The sequence below is a fragment of the Amycolatopsis sp. NPDC051758 genome (genome assembly GCF_044453095.1).
Lineage (GTDB): Bacteria > Actinomycetota > Actinomycetes > Mycobacteriales > Pseudonocardiaceae > Amycolatopsis.
The window spans coordinates 293,678-308,193 of the sequence record NZ_JBITCJ010000010.1; the positions used below are offsets into that span (position 1 = coordinate 293,678).

Here is a 14,516-nt window from a genome sequence, read left to right on the forward strand (position 1 = left end):
TGCCATCTCGAATGCCGTGTGCCACTTCGGCCTCCAGTCTGGGTAACACATGTCGCCTGCGGGGGCGGGGCCCATCTCACTGATCGACCGCTGCGCCGTGCTGAGCATCGAGGTACTCACGGTCACGCTTTGCGGGTCCCGGGAGACGACGGCCGTTCGCTGGCGCGTGGAGTTGAGGCGGTGCGCTTCCCGAGCCCGGTCAGCGGTCGCTCCAGGGATACGCGGCGCTGAACCGGTCAAAGCCAGCGTTCAGTTCCGTGTCGCAAGCCACATGATCCACGACGATCGACGCTGTGGCGACAACACCGGCGGCATCTAGGACTCCGGCGACTGCGTGCACAATCGCCGCGTACCGAGCGGGCGACACGTCGAGTGGCAAGCGCACTCGAAACTCACGTGATTCCACCCGCTTAACAGTGCCTGTCGTTCACATGCGACACCAAGCCGCGATCGGGTGCTTCGTGCAGGTGTGTTGCGCGGCCGGCTGTTTCCTTCCTTCGGCGAGTCGGACGCGGTCACAGCTTCGCTGGCGTTCGATTCAGAACCGCTTGACCTTGCAGTCCGGGCCCAACTGGTCTTCGCCGAACAACTTAGTGTCCCTTCCAACCCACACCGTAAGTTTCGCCCGGCGTGCTAGCGGAGCGAGGTCGACCTGTCCCCGGCCACCGAGCCAGAGGGTCCGCAACGAGCGCAGCTCTGACAACAAACTGAAATCTATCGGCGCGGTCGAGTCGAGACGCAGCTTTTGCAAACGGGTCAGTCGGGCGAGCGGCGTCCAGTCCTCAACCGGACATCGATGCATCCGCAGGCTGGTCAGCGTGTCCGACCATTGGGTGAGCTGCGAGATATTGCGGAGTTCGTCGCAGCAGTCGAACTGCAGGGCCTCAGGGACCTCCAAAAAGGACAAAATGGAGAGATCGCGCAAATCGATTACCCGGTGAAGCTCGAGCGCTCGCAAGCGTTCCCCTAATGCGGTCAACTCGGTCAGCTGATCGGATCGCTTTACATGGCTGAGCTGCAGGCGCCTAAGGTCTCGGAGATCGCTCAAGTGCGACCAGCCATGCGTCTCGACCTCGGCAGTCAGGCGTGCGAGCCGAGGAACTCGTCTGAGCGGCGACACGTCAACTGAAGACGGCCCAAACATTTCGGGCGAAAGGTCTGATGTGTGGGACGTGTGCTTGTTCAGCCGAACATCTTGGAGCAGGGCAACGTGTGTCAGCGGGGTGTCGCTCAGCTCAGAGAGGTCGAACCCCTCAAAGCCCGCCACCCGCAGGTCGCGTAACTGAGGTAGGCGTCGCACGAAGTCGAGTGAACCTCGGGCGTCGGCGAAGTCAACGATGAGCGTGTCAAGGAAACGCAGATGTTCCAGGCCTGCAAGCATCGCGAGGTGAGACACCGACAGGCAGCCGTTCGGAAGGACGCAGTCGGCGAGCACGCGCTCGGCGAATTCGGCGGGGTCGAACCTCTCGCGCGCCTTCACGAGTTCTTCCACCACAATGGGTTCGACCTGCCCGCTATAGCCCGTCAAAAGCTCCAAGGCAGCCGGACCGCCGATGAGAGCGGCCGCGCGCACGGTGGCTGCGGCAGACTCAAGGTCTGCCGGGACCGGCCCGGCGAGAAGGTCCAGCACAAACTCGCCCGCCGCAGCCAATCGCTCAGCGACCTCGAACGTCTCGGGCGGGACCAGAGACGACGTCCGGAGTTTGATCGCTGCACGCAGGTCGGGGCGCAACTCCGGGGAAGTCTCTAGGCAAGCGAGTGCCACCAGGGAGCGTTTGAGCGTCTCTGAGTCCATGTCATTATCCGGGCTCGAGTCCGGGACCAGGAGTCGCTCGATCAGCGTCGTCCGTTGCTCAGGGCGGGCGTGCCCCGCTGCCATGACCACCACGTCGCGCCAGTCGTCTCGGTGCGCGTTCCGTTCCAACACCCCGATGTCGTCCTCTTCGACTGCTGCTTCCGCTGCAAGGTAGTCGCCGAACGATCGGTGCACGAAGTCGATTCGGCCAGGCACCGGTTCGCGCAGTACGCCGCCGCGGTCGAGTAAGTGGCGGAAGACCTGGTACGGCGTCGCGTCGACCTGTCCCATCGACGACAGCTTCACCGCAAGCCGGGCCTCGGCGGCTTCCGCAGGGACGTCAGTGAAGCCATTACGAACCATCCAGTAGGCGAGGTGACGCAATAACACAAGCTTTTCGGTCAGGGACAGCCGGACGTCGGATGGAACTCGCCGTTCGACATCACGGCGGTCCAGCAGCATGCGCAACGCGACGTCGTACAGCTCCATCCGGTTGTGCGGTAAGTGTCCGTTGCGCGTGTGATGTAGGGCGCAGAGCAACGCGCACAGCAACGGGGTCTCGGCCAGGCGCCGCAGCGCGGACCGTGTGCCGATGGCTGCGATCAGATCGTCACGTCGGGCAACGAGGGCGTCGTCGTTTGGCATCGCGGAATGCCAGCGTTCAACGAATGTCCGAACGTCGCGCGGAGTCATCGGCTGCAGCGAGACCTCGGTGAAATCCTCAGCAGCCAGCCAGTCGCGTTCGACCGCTGCCGGCCGGGTCGTCACGACGTACCGAGCCCGCGGAAACGCGCTGATCAGCTCGCCCAACCACCTCCGGACTTCTGATCGACGGTCAGCGGGCAGTTCGTCAATCCCGTCGACCAGAACGACGGCCTGACCGTTACGCAGGCGCTGCTGCACCCAGCCAGAGGGCATCTCATCGGCGATGTGCCGGCCGACCTCGTCGAGGAAGCGTTCCGGTGATGGCAGTTCCGAGCGGGTGAACCGACGCAGCCGCAGCAGGAACGGCTCGAGATCGTCCCATCCGGTGGCACCAGTCAGCTGCCGGCTCGCGCATTGCACCGCCAACCAATGCAGCACGGTCGTCTTGCCGGAACCGGCTTCGCCGCGCACCAGGATCCGTGTGGCGTGCGGCAAGACCTGTTCGATCCGGTCGACAGGCACACCGTCGTGGTGTGCGCTCACGCTCAGACTCAGGTACGCCACCGACAGCCGGTACAGCCGGGTCGGGCCGGTGAGGTCTGCCCCGAAGAGCTCCATCCGGTCGAGCGCTGCCACCACCTGCCTGCGAAAGTCTGCGGCGAAGTCGTCCGGATGGCGCCGCTCCGGCATTGCCTCCAGCACGTTCCGAACCGTCTCGAGGATCTCCGTCTCGCGCCGCAGGATCTGGACCAGGGCGCCAGGCTGGAACTTGGGCAGGGCGCTGGTCACTTGGACCAGATACGCGCAGCACTCCCGCACCACCCGGTGGTAGAGCTCGGTCGCATCAGTCGAGAGTAAGAACTCGCGTGGGACGCCGGGGACGGTGCGGAGCAGGTAGCGGCGGAGGAACCCTGCGTCGAGATCGGTGGCGAACAGGTCGTCGTCAGTCAGCGCGGCGCGGTCGAACGTCGCGCGCGCCGCCTCGACCGCCGCCGCGCGTTCGTTCTCCGGCAGTCCGCGGAACTCGACGTCGAGGAAGGGCAGGAGCTGGTCGACGACCCGGGATTCGAGGTTGGTGAACAGAAGCTTCAGCTTGCGGCGATCGTTGGCGCCGGTGACCTGCTTCTCCAACAGGTCGAAGGCCTTCGCCGAGGTGTCAGCGGCAATCGCACGGTCGCCGAGCCAGATCTTCGCGGCGGCCTTCATCACCGCGGTGGTCAGCGCGATCGCCGTGACTTCGAGGCTCACCGAGCCAACCTAGCCGAATCCCGCAGCAGGCGGAGTCAGCCACGCCTTCCCACAGCCCTTCTCGGCAGATGACGTGGAGCCCAACGTCCGCGAGCCTGTGATCAGGTCTTCACGTCTCGCCCACGATGTTGTGAACGTCGCTACCTCGCACGGTCTGCTGGTGCAGTGCACGTATTCGACCATGCAATATTCGCCGAAGACCCACCGTGGATCCACACGGGTGGGGGTTGGTTTTCCCAGCTCGTTGGCAGGCTGTCCGTCTGAACGTGCCGTCGCTCGTCTCCGGCGGGGCGTGTTGCAAGTCGCGCGAGAGCTGCGACTGTGGTGAGTATGGAGATTGAGTTGGTGGACGCGGTGGCCTCGGTCCGAGACGAGCTGATGGCCGCCGCGGCGCGGGGGGCCGGCAGCGATGTCGAGTTCGTGGTGGGCCCGATCGAGCTGGAGTTCGCGGTGGAGATGCGCCGGGACGCCAAGGTGAAGGCCGGGTTCAAGGCGTGGCTGGTCTCCGCGGACGTCGAAGGCGGGCTGGCGCAGGGCCGCACGCACAAGGTCAAGCTGACCCTGACACCGAAGAAGCCGGGCGGCGGGGATTTGCTGGTCGCGGGTGATCAGGCCCGGTCGGCGGGGCCGGGTGCCGTGTCCGGGCCCGTCGACCGCTGAGGGAGCTGCGCGGGTGTGGGAGCGGGTCACCGCGGTCACCGGTCCGGGCGGGCCGGGGTCGGGTTACGAGGTCGCACCGGGTCTGGTGCTGACCTCCGCCCATGTCGTGGGTGAGGTGGGGGCGTCGGTGTCGGTGTTCCACCCGGGCCGGCCGGGTGAGTTCACGGGGAAGGTTCTCTGGTGCGGCACCCCCGGCGGAGAGGACGACGCGGCGTTGGTCGCGGTCGAGGACCACGCCTGGGAGCCGGTGCCCGGCCATGTCGGGTGGGGCCGCTCGGTCACCCACCGGGCGGGCCTGGCGTGTGAGAGCTGGGGTGTGCCGAACCTGGTGCAGCGCCCGGACCGCCCGATCGATGTGGTGCAGGCGAGCGGGACCCTCAATCCCGGTGACCGGATCGTCGGCCGGCGTTACGTGGCCCGGCTGGACGGGTTCCCGCCTGAGGGTGACTCGCCGTGGGGCGGGATGTCCGGGGCGGCGTTGCTGAGCGAGGGCTTGGTCGTCGGGGTCATCGCGACCGAGCCGGCCGGGCGGGGGCATGCGGTGCTGGAGGCGGTGCCGGTGTCGTTGTTGCTGCGCGACCCGGGCTTCGCCGCGCACACCGGGTCGGTGGCGGTCCGGTGTGAGGCGGTCGAGCTGCGCGGTCTGGCCGACGCGCAGGCGAAGGTGCCCGGCGGTCGGGTGGTGCCCTCGCCGGCGGGGTTGCTGCCCGCGCGGCGGGCGGTCGTTCCGTTCCACGGTCGCGCCGGCCTGCTCACCGAGCTCACCGGGTGGGCGCGCGAGCCCGGGCTGGGTGTCTGGCTGCTGCACGGGCGGGGTGGGCAGGGCAAAACCCGTTTGGCGCACCACTTCGGCGGGCAGCTCGCCCGCGAGGGGTGGGCGACGGTGTGGCTGGACCCGCGGGCGGGTGCGGCCGAGCTGGCGGTGCTGGCGGAGGTCCGGGTGCCGCTGCTGGTGGTGCTGGACTACGCCGAGGGCCGGACTTCTCAGCTCGCCGAGGTCGTCGACCTGCTCACTCAGCGGACCGGTGCGGCTCCGGTGAAGCTGCTGCTGCTCGCCCGGACCGCGGGTGCGTGGTGGACCGACACCCTGCCTGCGGCCGGTGACGCGGTGCAGGACATGGCCGGGACCGCCCGGGTCGCGGCGCTGCCGGTGCTGGATGACACGAGCCAGGACCGCCGGGACAGCTACCGGGCGGCGGTGCACGCCTTCGCCGCCGCGCTCACCCGCGTCCCGGGCTACGAGAACGAGCCCTGGGCTGCCGTGGCGGCCCGCGTGAACGAGCGAGCAGCGCCGGAGGTCGGCGGGCAGACGGTGCTGGCTGTGCAGATGACCGCGCTGGCCGACCTGCTCGACGCCACCACCACGGCACAATCGTCGACCGGCGATTCGCCCGAGGATCGGTTGCTCCAGCACGAACGCAGGCACTGGGCAGCCGGCGCCGGGGACCTGGGTTTGAGCCCGTCAGCGCAGAAGGACGTGGTCGCGGCCACGGCACTGCTCAGCCCCACAACGGTCCAGGAGCTGGACGCGGTCTTAGGGCGTGTTCGAGCTGTGGCCGAGCTTCCCCGGGACCGCCGCGACGGTGTGCGGGCCTGGCTGCTGCATCTCTACCCGGGCACCGAACCCGACACCTTCGCGGGGCTGGCACCGGACCGGCTCGCGGAACGCCTGATCGGCCGGCTGGTCGCGGACACCACACGCGCCGGCGTCGTCGAGGCCATCGCCGCCGAGGTCGACGACACAACCGCGGAACAACTGCTGCGGGTGACGGCCCGGGCCGCGGCACACGCAGTCGTGCAGCCCCAGGCCGGCGATTTCCTGACCTCACTGTGCGTGCGTCATCCCGGGCTGCTGGTTGCAGCGGTCCGGGTCGCGCCTGGCATCGAGCAGCCCGCCCCGCTGCAGCGCGCCCTCGAGCAGACTGTCACCTCAACCACCACAGGCACCGCCATGTTGCTCAGGCTCAGAAACGCGCTGCCGGATCAGACGGACGTCCTCGCCGACGTCGCTGTCGACATCGCCGAGACAATTGTCGGCCAGCAGCGGCAAGCTCTTCTCGACGATCCTTCCCTCAGCGACGCCGATCTTGCCGCGAGCCTCATCCACCTGGCATTCCGGCTCAGTGCCCTCGGCCGATACGAAGAAGCCTTGGCCACGGTCGCCGAAGCGGTCGATGTCTACCGCCGGCTCGCGGAGCAACGCCCCGACATCTACCTGCCTGACCTGGCCAAAAGCCTCAACAACCACGCAGCCCAGCTCGGTGACCTCGGCCGACACGAAGAAGCCTTGGCCACGATCACCGAAGCCGTCAAAATCCGCCGCCGGCTCGCCGAGCAACATCCCGACATCTACCTGCCTGACCTGGCCAGAAGCCTCAACAACCACGCAGCCCAGCTTTGCGACCTCAGCCGGCATGGGGAAGGCCTGCCCGCGATCACCGAATCGGTCGAAATCCGCCGCCGGCTCGCCGAGCAACGCCCCGACATCTACCTGCCTGACCTGGCCAGAAGCCTGAGCAACCATGCGATCCGGCTTGGTGACCTCGGTCGGTATGAGGAAGGTCTGGCTGCGATCGCCGAAGCCGTCGATGCGTGGCGTCGGCTCGCCGAGCAACACCCCGATACCTACCTGTGCGATCTGGCCAGGAGCCTCAACAATTACGCGATCCGGCTTGGTGACCTTGGCCGATACGAAGAAGCCCTAGCCACGAACGCCGAAGCCATCGATGCCTGCCGCCGGCTCGCCGAGCAACGCCCCGGCACCTATCTACCTGACCTGGCCAGAAGCCTCCACAACCACGCAACGCAGCTTTACGACCTCGGGCGGCTTGAGGAGGGCCTGCCCGCGATCACCGAAGCCATCGACATCCGACGCCAGCTCGCCGAGCAACACCCCGACATCTACCTGCCTGACCTAGCCAGAAGCCTCAAGAACCACACGATCTGGCTTGGTGACCTCGGCCGACACGAAGAAGCCTTGGCCACGATCGCCGAAGCCGTCGATGTCTACCGCCGGCTCGCCGAGCAACGCCCCGGCACCTATCTGCCTGACCTGGCCAGTTGCCTCAACAACCATGCGATCCGGCTTGGTGAGCTCGGTCGGTATGAGGAAGGCCTGGCTGCGATCACCGAAGCCGTCGAGGGCTACCGCCAGTTAGCCAAGCAACGGCCGGTTGTGCACGGCGAGTCTTTGGAACGGGCGCTACGTGTCCTCGAGCTGCTGCAAAGGCGCCGCGAAGAGTCTCCCTAGGTGGCACCCGACAGGCGCCCAAGTCAGTTGTCGCCCAGCACCTGTCGCGCCGCACCAGCCAGGCGTCTTGAAGGCTCCACGATGTTGCGCCAAGCACAACATCGTGACGCACGCTCGTCGTCAGGGCCCTCCTAACGACGCTTCCGTTGAAGTCTGCCCCGACCTCACGGTCCGCCTCCACCAGCAGGCCACCACCGCCTTAACGTGGACCGACCACGATGAGTAACACCGCACCCAGGAGGCCGCTGATCTGCTCACATGCCCACCGACCGCCCTGTTGTGACTGATGCAACTCCGCGCAATCCTGGCTTGACACCGTCGCGACGACCTTTCATCATTCGAACACAAGTTCTAGTCGAGGTTCTGGGTCGCCCGCGGCTCCCCACGCGGGTGTCTCCGGTGCGTGTTGGTGGTGCTGGAGGTGCAGCGTGGCGTCAGCGGAGGCAGTGGCTGGACTCGCCGCGATACCCGGCGTTCGGACAGCCGCGCAACTGACTACCCCCAGCCCGGAAACTCCCGAAGCGCCCAGCGGGACGTTTCCGGTCTCCCCCGCGCTGGCTGGTCTACTGCCGGAAGGTGGGCTGCGTCGCGGAACCACCGTAGCGGCGACGGGGTCGGCGGCGCTGGTCCTCGCTCTGCTCGCTGAGGCGACTCAAGCCGGATCGTGGGCCGCCATCATCGGCATGCCTGACCTCGGTGTCGCTGCTGCCGCGGAACTCGGCGTCAAGCTCGACCAGCTCGCTTTGATTCCCGACCCGGGCGCTGAACTCACCGCGGTCCTCTCGACCCTGATCGACGGCTTCGACCTGGTCGTGCTCGGACCGGTCGCGCCCCGTGGTGTGCAGCCGCAGCTCGCGCGCCGGCTGGCCGGACGAGTCCGCAACCGCGGCGCGGTCCTGCTGAGCACCAGCCCGTGGCCCGGCGCCGACCTCGAACTGTCCGTGTCCCAGCGTCGCTGGCACGGCATCTCCGCCGATGGATCCGGCTACCTGCAATCCCGCGAGCTCGTGGCGACCAGCCGCGGCCGCGGCGCCGCGGCGCGCCCACGGACCGCCGCACTGCTGCTACCCGGACCGACCGGCACCGTCGCCCGCGGCGAGCCGCGCCCTGGTCGGCGGCTGACCGAGGTGGCCGGATGAGCGGCGGCCCGGTCCGGTTGCTGGTGCTGTGGTGCCCGGACTGGCCAGTCGTCGCCGCCGGTGGCGCCGCCGGTACCCCGCCCCAGGCTCCGGCGGCGGTGTTCTCCGCCAACCGCGTTGTCACCTGCTCCGCGGCCGCGCGCCGCAGCGGGATCGCGCGCGGGATGCGCCGCCGGGATGCCCAGTCCCGGTGCCCGGAGCTGGTGGTGCACCAGCACGACCCTGACCGCGATGCCCGCTTGTTCGAACCCGTCGCGGCCGCTGTCGAGCAGCATGCGGTCGGGGTCGAGGTCGTCCGGCCCGGGATCGTCGCCGTCCCGGTCGCTGGTGCGGCCGGGTACTTCGGCGGCGAAGAGGCCCTCGCCGAGCTGCTGATCACCGAGGTCGAAGCCCACGCTGGCGTCGAGTGCCAGGTCGGGATCGCCGACGGCCTGTTCGCCGCAACCCTCGCCGCCCGCCGCGCCACCTTCGTCCCGCCTGGAGGGGCAGCCGGCTTCCTGGCTGCCTTGCCGGTCGCCGCGCTAGATCAGCCGGGCGAGGAGCGGGGCGAGCTGGTCGGGCTGCTGCAGCGGCTGGGCCTGCGCACGCTTGGCGCGTTCGCCGCCCTCGCCGAACGCGAGGTCGCCGGCCGCTTCCCCCGGGACGCGATCACCGCCCACCGACTCGCCCGGGGCCTCGCACAGCGGCCGCCGGTCCGCCGAGCTCTCCCGCCAGACCTGGCGATCACCGAGACATTCGAGCATCCGCTGGAGCGGGTCGACGAGGCCGCGTTCGTCGCGAAGACACTCGGTGAGCGGTTCTTCGCCGGACTCGCCCGGCACGGGCTCGCCTGCACCCGGCTGACGATCACCGCGCTCACCGAGGCCGGTGAGGAGCGGGTGCGGGCGTGGCGGTGCGCCGAGCCGCTGACCGCCCGCGCCACCGCGGACCGAGTGCGCTGGCAATGCGAGGGATGGCTCACCGTCGGCGACGGTGACCGTCCCAGCGCCGGGATCGTGCGGTTGACCCTCGATCCGGAGGAGGTCGTCGGCGGGCAGGCGCTGCAGTTGCAGCTGGGGTCGATCGGCCGGGACGCCGACGCGGCTGAGCGCGCAGGCCGGGCGCTGGTGCGGATTCAGGGCCTGCTCGGCCCGGACGCGGTGGTGACTCCGCTGCTGGACGGCGGCCGCGGCCCGGCTGAGCGGGTCCGGCTCGTCCCGTGGGGCGAGCCACGGCGCCCGATGCTCGAAGACCGGCCATGGCCGGGACGTCTGCCCGTCCCATCTCCGGCGCTCGTACCATCTCGCCCACCAGTCGCGGCGGTGCTCGACGCGGCGCGCGACGTCGTGCGCTGTAGCGAGCGCGGCGAACTCAGCTACCCGCCAGCCACGGTCGCGATCGGCGATGGGCTGCCGCGCCGGGTTCTCGCGACGGCCGGGCCGTGGATCATTCGCCCAGCACTGCCCGGTCAGGACCGCGGGCCTCTGGCACGGCTGCAAGTGGTGCTGGAAGGCGATGGCGGCGACGTCGCTCAGCTGCTCACGGGCGCCGTCGGCGCTGATCCACACTGGACGGCCGAGGGCAACTACGACTAGTACAGCGGCGAGCGCCAGATCGTCTTCTCCTACGCGGTCACTGTCGGCGTCCTGTCCGGCAAGCGCAGATCGGGGCCTTCGTCGGTCAGCGCCTCGGCGATCGTCACGGCGGCTCCTTTGGACGCGTCGGTGACCAGTGTGTGGCTCCACGTGCGCCTGTCACGTTGTCAGCCGAATTGGCCGGTGCTGCGCTCGGCGCTTCCTACTCGTCGAGCGGGACTTCGTGCCAGGTTTCAGTGCCGCGACGCAACACCGACGCCGTCAGGATCGTGAGCCGCCGCGCGCCCTTCTCGTCGTACTCCGGCACGAAGGTGCCATCAGCACGCTGGTAACGAACCGTCTCACCGTCGGCGAGGATGTACCACCGATCATCGCCGCTGAACGCTGCGAACGCCTTCGCCCCGGCCAGATTCGGCTTCTCCCCCGAGTCCGGCTTCGGCGCTGTGCCCGACATCTCGTCCCCTCCACCACTCGCTCAAGCCGACTCGGCAGTTCATCCTTCTGGCCCATTACCCATCGTACAGTTGACCACGAGATCTAGCGCGAACAGGCACAGCCGGACCCCGCGTGTCGCCCGCTGCCAGCTGTTATTGGCATCACCGCCGAGTTGACAGGCCGCGCCGCACCCCTCAAGCTCAACACGCACAACCGTAGTACATACGTTCGATCTGTTGTCGCTGACTTCCCACGGCGATCTTGGTGTGGTGGGAGTTTCGTCGTGGCGTTCAACAACCCAAATGTGCCTTGGTCCGAGGTCGAGCGGGTCGCGTCTGGGCGCGCGCCCCTCCGCGGTGACGGCAGCGACTCCCCGGCGTGGTCGCGCAAGCGCGAGGGCTACGCCGGCGCCCCGGCCGACCTGCGCGACCGCCGCGGCCGCGACGACGGCGGCGAACGCCTGCGGGCGCCCTACGCGGAACTGCACGTCCACTCGAACTTCAGCTTCCTCGACGGCGCCAGCCACCCTGAGGCCCTTGTCGAGGAGGCCGCCCGGCTGGAGCTGGACGCGCTGGTGCTCACCGACCACGACGGCCTGTACGGGGCGGTCCGGTTCAACGACGCCGCCCGTGAACTCGGCGTGCGAGTCGGGTTCGGCGCTGAGCTGTCGCTGGACCTGCCCGCGCCGCAAGCCGGCGAGCCCGATCCGGCCGGGTCGCACCTGCTGGTGCTGGCTCGGCAGCAGGAGGGCTACCACCGGCTCTGCCGGGTCATCTCCCACGGCCAGATCGCCGGCGGCGAGAAAGGCCGTCCCGTCTACGACCTCGAGGAGGTCGTAGACGAGCTGGCCGGGCACGTCGTCGTCCTCACCGGCTGCCGCAAAGGCCCCGTCCGCCGCGCGCTCGCCGAGCACGGCCCGGCCGCCGCGCGGGCCGAGCTGGAGCGGCTGGTCGACTGGTTCGGGCACTCCCACGTCGCCGTCGAGCTGATCAACCACCGCCAGCCCCTCGACGACGCGGCCAACGACCTGCTCGACGAACTGGCCCGTGCGTTGCGGTTGCCGACGGTCGTGTCGAACAACGTCCACTACGCCACCCCCACCGACGCACCGGTCGCCGACGCGGTCGCCGCGGTCCGTGCGCGGCGGTCGGCCGAGGAGCTTGAGGGGTGGCGGCCGCCATCGGGGCAGGCGTTCCTGCGGTCGGGGATGGAGCAGCGGCGCCGGTTCGAGCGCCGCTACCCCGGCGCCGTCGGCCGCGCCGCCGTGCTCGGCGTGGAGGTGGCGTTCGACCTGCAGCTCGTGGCGCCCGATCTGCCGCCGTTCCCGGTGCCGGCCGGGCATGACGAGATGTCGTTCCTGGCCGAGCTGACCTGGGCCGGCGCCGCCACCCGCTACGGCACCCGCGCCGAGTCGCCGCGGGCATACGCCCAGCTGACCCACGAGCTGGACGTGATCAAGCAGCTGAACTTCCCCGGCTACTTCCTCGTCGTGTGGGACATCGTCCGGTTCTGCAAGGAAGCCAACATCCTCTGTCAAGGCCGCGGCTCGGCGGCGAACTCCGCGGTCTGCTACGCGCTGGGGATCTGCCACGCGGACCCGGTGAAGTGGAACCTGCTGTTCGAGCGGTTCCTCGCGCCGGAGCGGGACGGGCCGCCGGACATCGACGTCGACATCGAGTCCGGCCGCCGCGAGGAAGCCATCCAGTACGTCTACGAAAAGCACGGCCGGTTCCACGCTGCGCAGGTCGCCAACGTCATCACCTACCGGGCGCCCTCGGCGGTGCGGGACGCGGCGAAGGCGTTGGGACACAGCCCGGGGCAGCAGGACGCCTACGGCAAGCTGGTCGACCGCTGGGGCGGCGTTGCCGCGACGAAACAGCAAACCGCCGGCGAGATCCCGGCCGATGTGCTCGAGCTGGCCGGCCGGATCGAGGACTTTCCTCGCCACCTCGGCATCCACTCCGGCGGGATGGTGATCTCGAAGCAGCCGGTCTCGGAGATCGTGCCGGTCGAGTGGGCGACCATGGCCGACCGGTCGATCTTGCAGTGGGACAAGGACGACTGCGCCACCGTCGGGTTGGTCAAGTTCGACCTGCTCGGCCTCGGCATGCTCTCCGCCCTGCACTACATGATCGACCTCGTTGCCGAGCACCACGACACCGTCGTGGACATCGGGAAACTCGACCTGGCCGACCCCAAGGTCTACGACATGCTCTGCGAAGCCGACGCGGTCGGCGTGTTCCAGGTGGAGTCGCGCGCGCAGCTGGCGACGCTGCCGCGGCTGCGGCCGCGGAAGTTCTACGACCTCGTCGTCGAGGTGGCGTTGATCCGGCCCGGCCCGATCCAGGGCGGCTCAGTGCACCCCTACATCCGGCGCCGCCGCGGGGACGAAGCCTGGGAGCACGCCCACCCCCTCCTCGCCGGCAGCTTGGATCGGACGCTCGGGGTGCCGTTGTTCCAGGAGCAGGTGATGCAGATGGCCGTCGACGTCGCGAGCTTCAGCGGCTCCGAAGCCGACCAGCTGCGCCGCGCCATGGGCGCCAAGCGGTCCAGCGCCAAGATGAAGGCACTGATGGCACGGTTCTTCGCCGGCTGCGAGGCCAACGGGCTCAACCGCGATCTCGCCACCCGGATCTTCGAGCAGATCCACGCCTTCTCCGGTTACGGCTTCCCCGAAGCACACTCGATGTCCTTCGCGCTGTTGGTCTACGCGTCGGCGTGGTTCAAGCGCTACTACCCGGCCGCGTTCTGCGCCGGACTGCTGCGCGCCCAGCCGATGGGCTTCTACAGCCCGCAGTCCCTGGTCGCCGACGCCCGCCGCCACGGCGTCCACATCCGCGAACCCCACGTCAACGCGAGCCTCGCCGGCGCCACCCTCGAACCCGATCCCGGAAGCACCGGCGGCGTCGCACTCCGCCTCGGCATCACCGGCATCCGCCACCTCGGCGATGCGGTGGCCGAGGCGATCATCGCCGAACGCGACGCGCACGGCCCATACGCAAGCATTGGCGACCTGACTCGCCGGGTGCAGCTGAAGAAGAACGCCGCCGAAGCCCTGGCCACCGCGGGCGCGTTCAGCGGCTTCGGCGGCGACCGGCGCCAGGACCTGTGGGCGGCCGGCGCGGCTGCGGCCACCCGGGCCGGACACCTCCCCGGCCTCGCCCCAGGTCTTGACGCGCCCGCACTGCCGGGCATGACGCGGCTGGAAGTCACCGCCGCAGACCTGTGGGCCACCGGCGTCTCCCCAGACAGCCACCCCATGCAGTACCTGCGCGAGCTGCTCACCACGCGCGGCGCGATCACGGTCGCCGAACTCATGCGGACCGAGGACGGGACGCGGGTGTGGGTTGGCGGCGCTGTCACCCACCGCCAGCGGCCCGCGACGGCCGGCGGGATCACCTTTCTCAACCTGGAAGACGAGACTGGCATGGCCAACGTCCTCGTCTCGCCCGGGCTGTGGCAACGGCAGCGGCTGGTCGCCCGCACCAGCGCCGCCCTGCTCATCCGAGGCCAGGTGCAGGCCAGCGAGGGCGTGGTCACCCTCGTGGCTGACCGGCTGGAGCACCTCGACTTGACCATGGCCACGGGCCCGTCTCGCGACTTCCATTAACCGCGGAGATGACCAGCCAACCTGTCGTGGGTGGCCCGCGCTCTGGAGACCGCGGCGAATTCGGCGAACTCCTGCCCATTCGCCGCGCACTCGGCAGCCCGGTGCTGTGTCTGCGCAGCCACTACCTCACCCACTACGGCATGACCCAGATGTACAGCCA

At 69.2% G+C, this 14,516-nt stretch carries 7 protein-coding genes; 5 read left to right on the forward strand and 2 right to left on the reverse strand.

What is annotated here, in order from left to right:
- Positions 1 to 538: 538 nt before the first annotated feature.
- Positions 539 to 3,688 (reverse strand): NACHT domain-containing protein, encoded by a 3,150-nt coding sequence (locus tag ACIA5G_RS39455; protein ID WP_395932845.1) that lies wholly within the window; start codon positions 3,686 to 3,688, stop codon positions 539 to 541.
- A gap of 330 nt (positions 3,689 to 4,018) precedes the next feature.
- Between ACIA5G_RS39455 and ACIA5G_RS39460 the strand changes: the two genes are divergently transcribed.
- The 4 genes from ACIA5G_RS39460 (at position 4,019) to ACIA5G_RS39475 (ending at position 10,311) form a co-directional block, all read left to right on the forward strand.
- The gene (locus ACIA5G_RS39460; protein WP_395932847.1) at positions 4,019 to 4,348 is read left to right on the forward strand and encodes a trypco2 family protein; all 330 of its coding nucleotides are present in this window, start codon (positions 4,019 to 4,021) and stop codon (positions 4,346 to 4,348) included.
- Positions 4,349 to 4,361: 13 nt separating this feature from the next.
- Complete coding sequence (locus ACIA5G_RS39465) at positions 4,362 to 7,598, forward strand: tetratricopeptide repeat protein (protein WP_395932849.1); 3,237 nt, start codon at positions 4,362 to 4,364, stop codon at positions 7,596 to 7,598.
- Between the two features lie 491 nt (positions 7,599 to 8,089).
- Positions 8,090 to 8,737, forward strand: a complete 648-nt coding sequence (locus tag ACIA5G_RS39470; RefSeq protein WP_395933067.1) for a hypothetical protein — start codon at positions 8,090 to 8,092, stop codon at positions 8,735 to 8,737.
- Positions 8,734 to 10,311, forward strand: coding sequence for a DNA polymerase Y family protein (locus ACIA5G_RS39475; protein WP_395932851.1), 1,578 nt, complete (start codon positions 8,734 to 8,736; stop codon positions 10,309 to 10,311). The genes ACIA5G_RS39470 and ACIA5G_RS39475 overlap by 4 nt, the downstream gene beginning before the upstream one ends.
- Positions 10,312 to 10,513: 202 nt before the next feature.
- Here ACIA5G_RS39475 and ACIA5G_RS39480 read toward each other — a convergent pair whose 3' ends face one another.
- Entirely contained in the window at positions 10,514 to 10,765 is a 252-nt protein-coding gene (locus ACIA5G_RS39480; protein ID WP_395932853.1) for a hypothetical protein, read from the reverse strand.
- 264 nt (positions 10,766 to 11,029) lie between these two features.
- On the opposite strand from ACIA5G_RS39480, the gene ACIA5G_RS39485 reads away from it, so the two are divergent.
- Positions 11,030 to 14,356 (forward strand): error-prone DNA polymerase, encoded by a 3,327-nt coding sequence (locus tag ACIA5G_RS39485; protein ID WP_395932855.1) that lies wholly within the window; start codon positions 11,030 to 11,032, stop codon positions 14,354 to 14,356.
- Positions 14,357 to 14,516 lie beyond the last annotated feature (160 nt).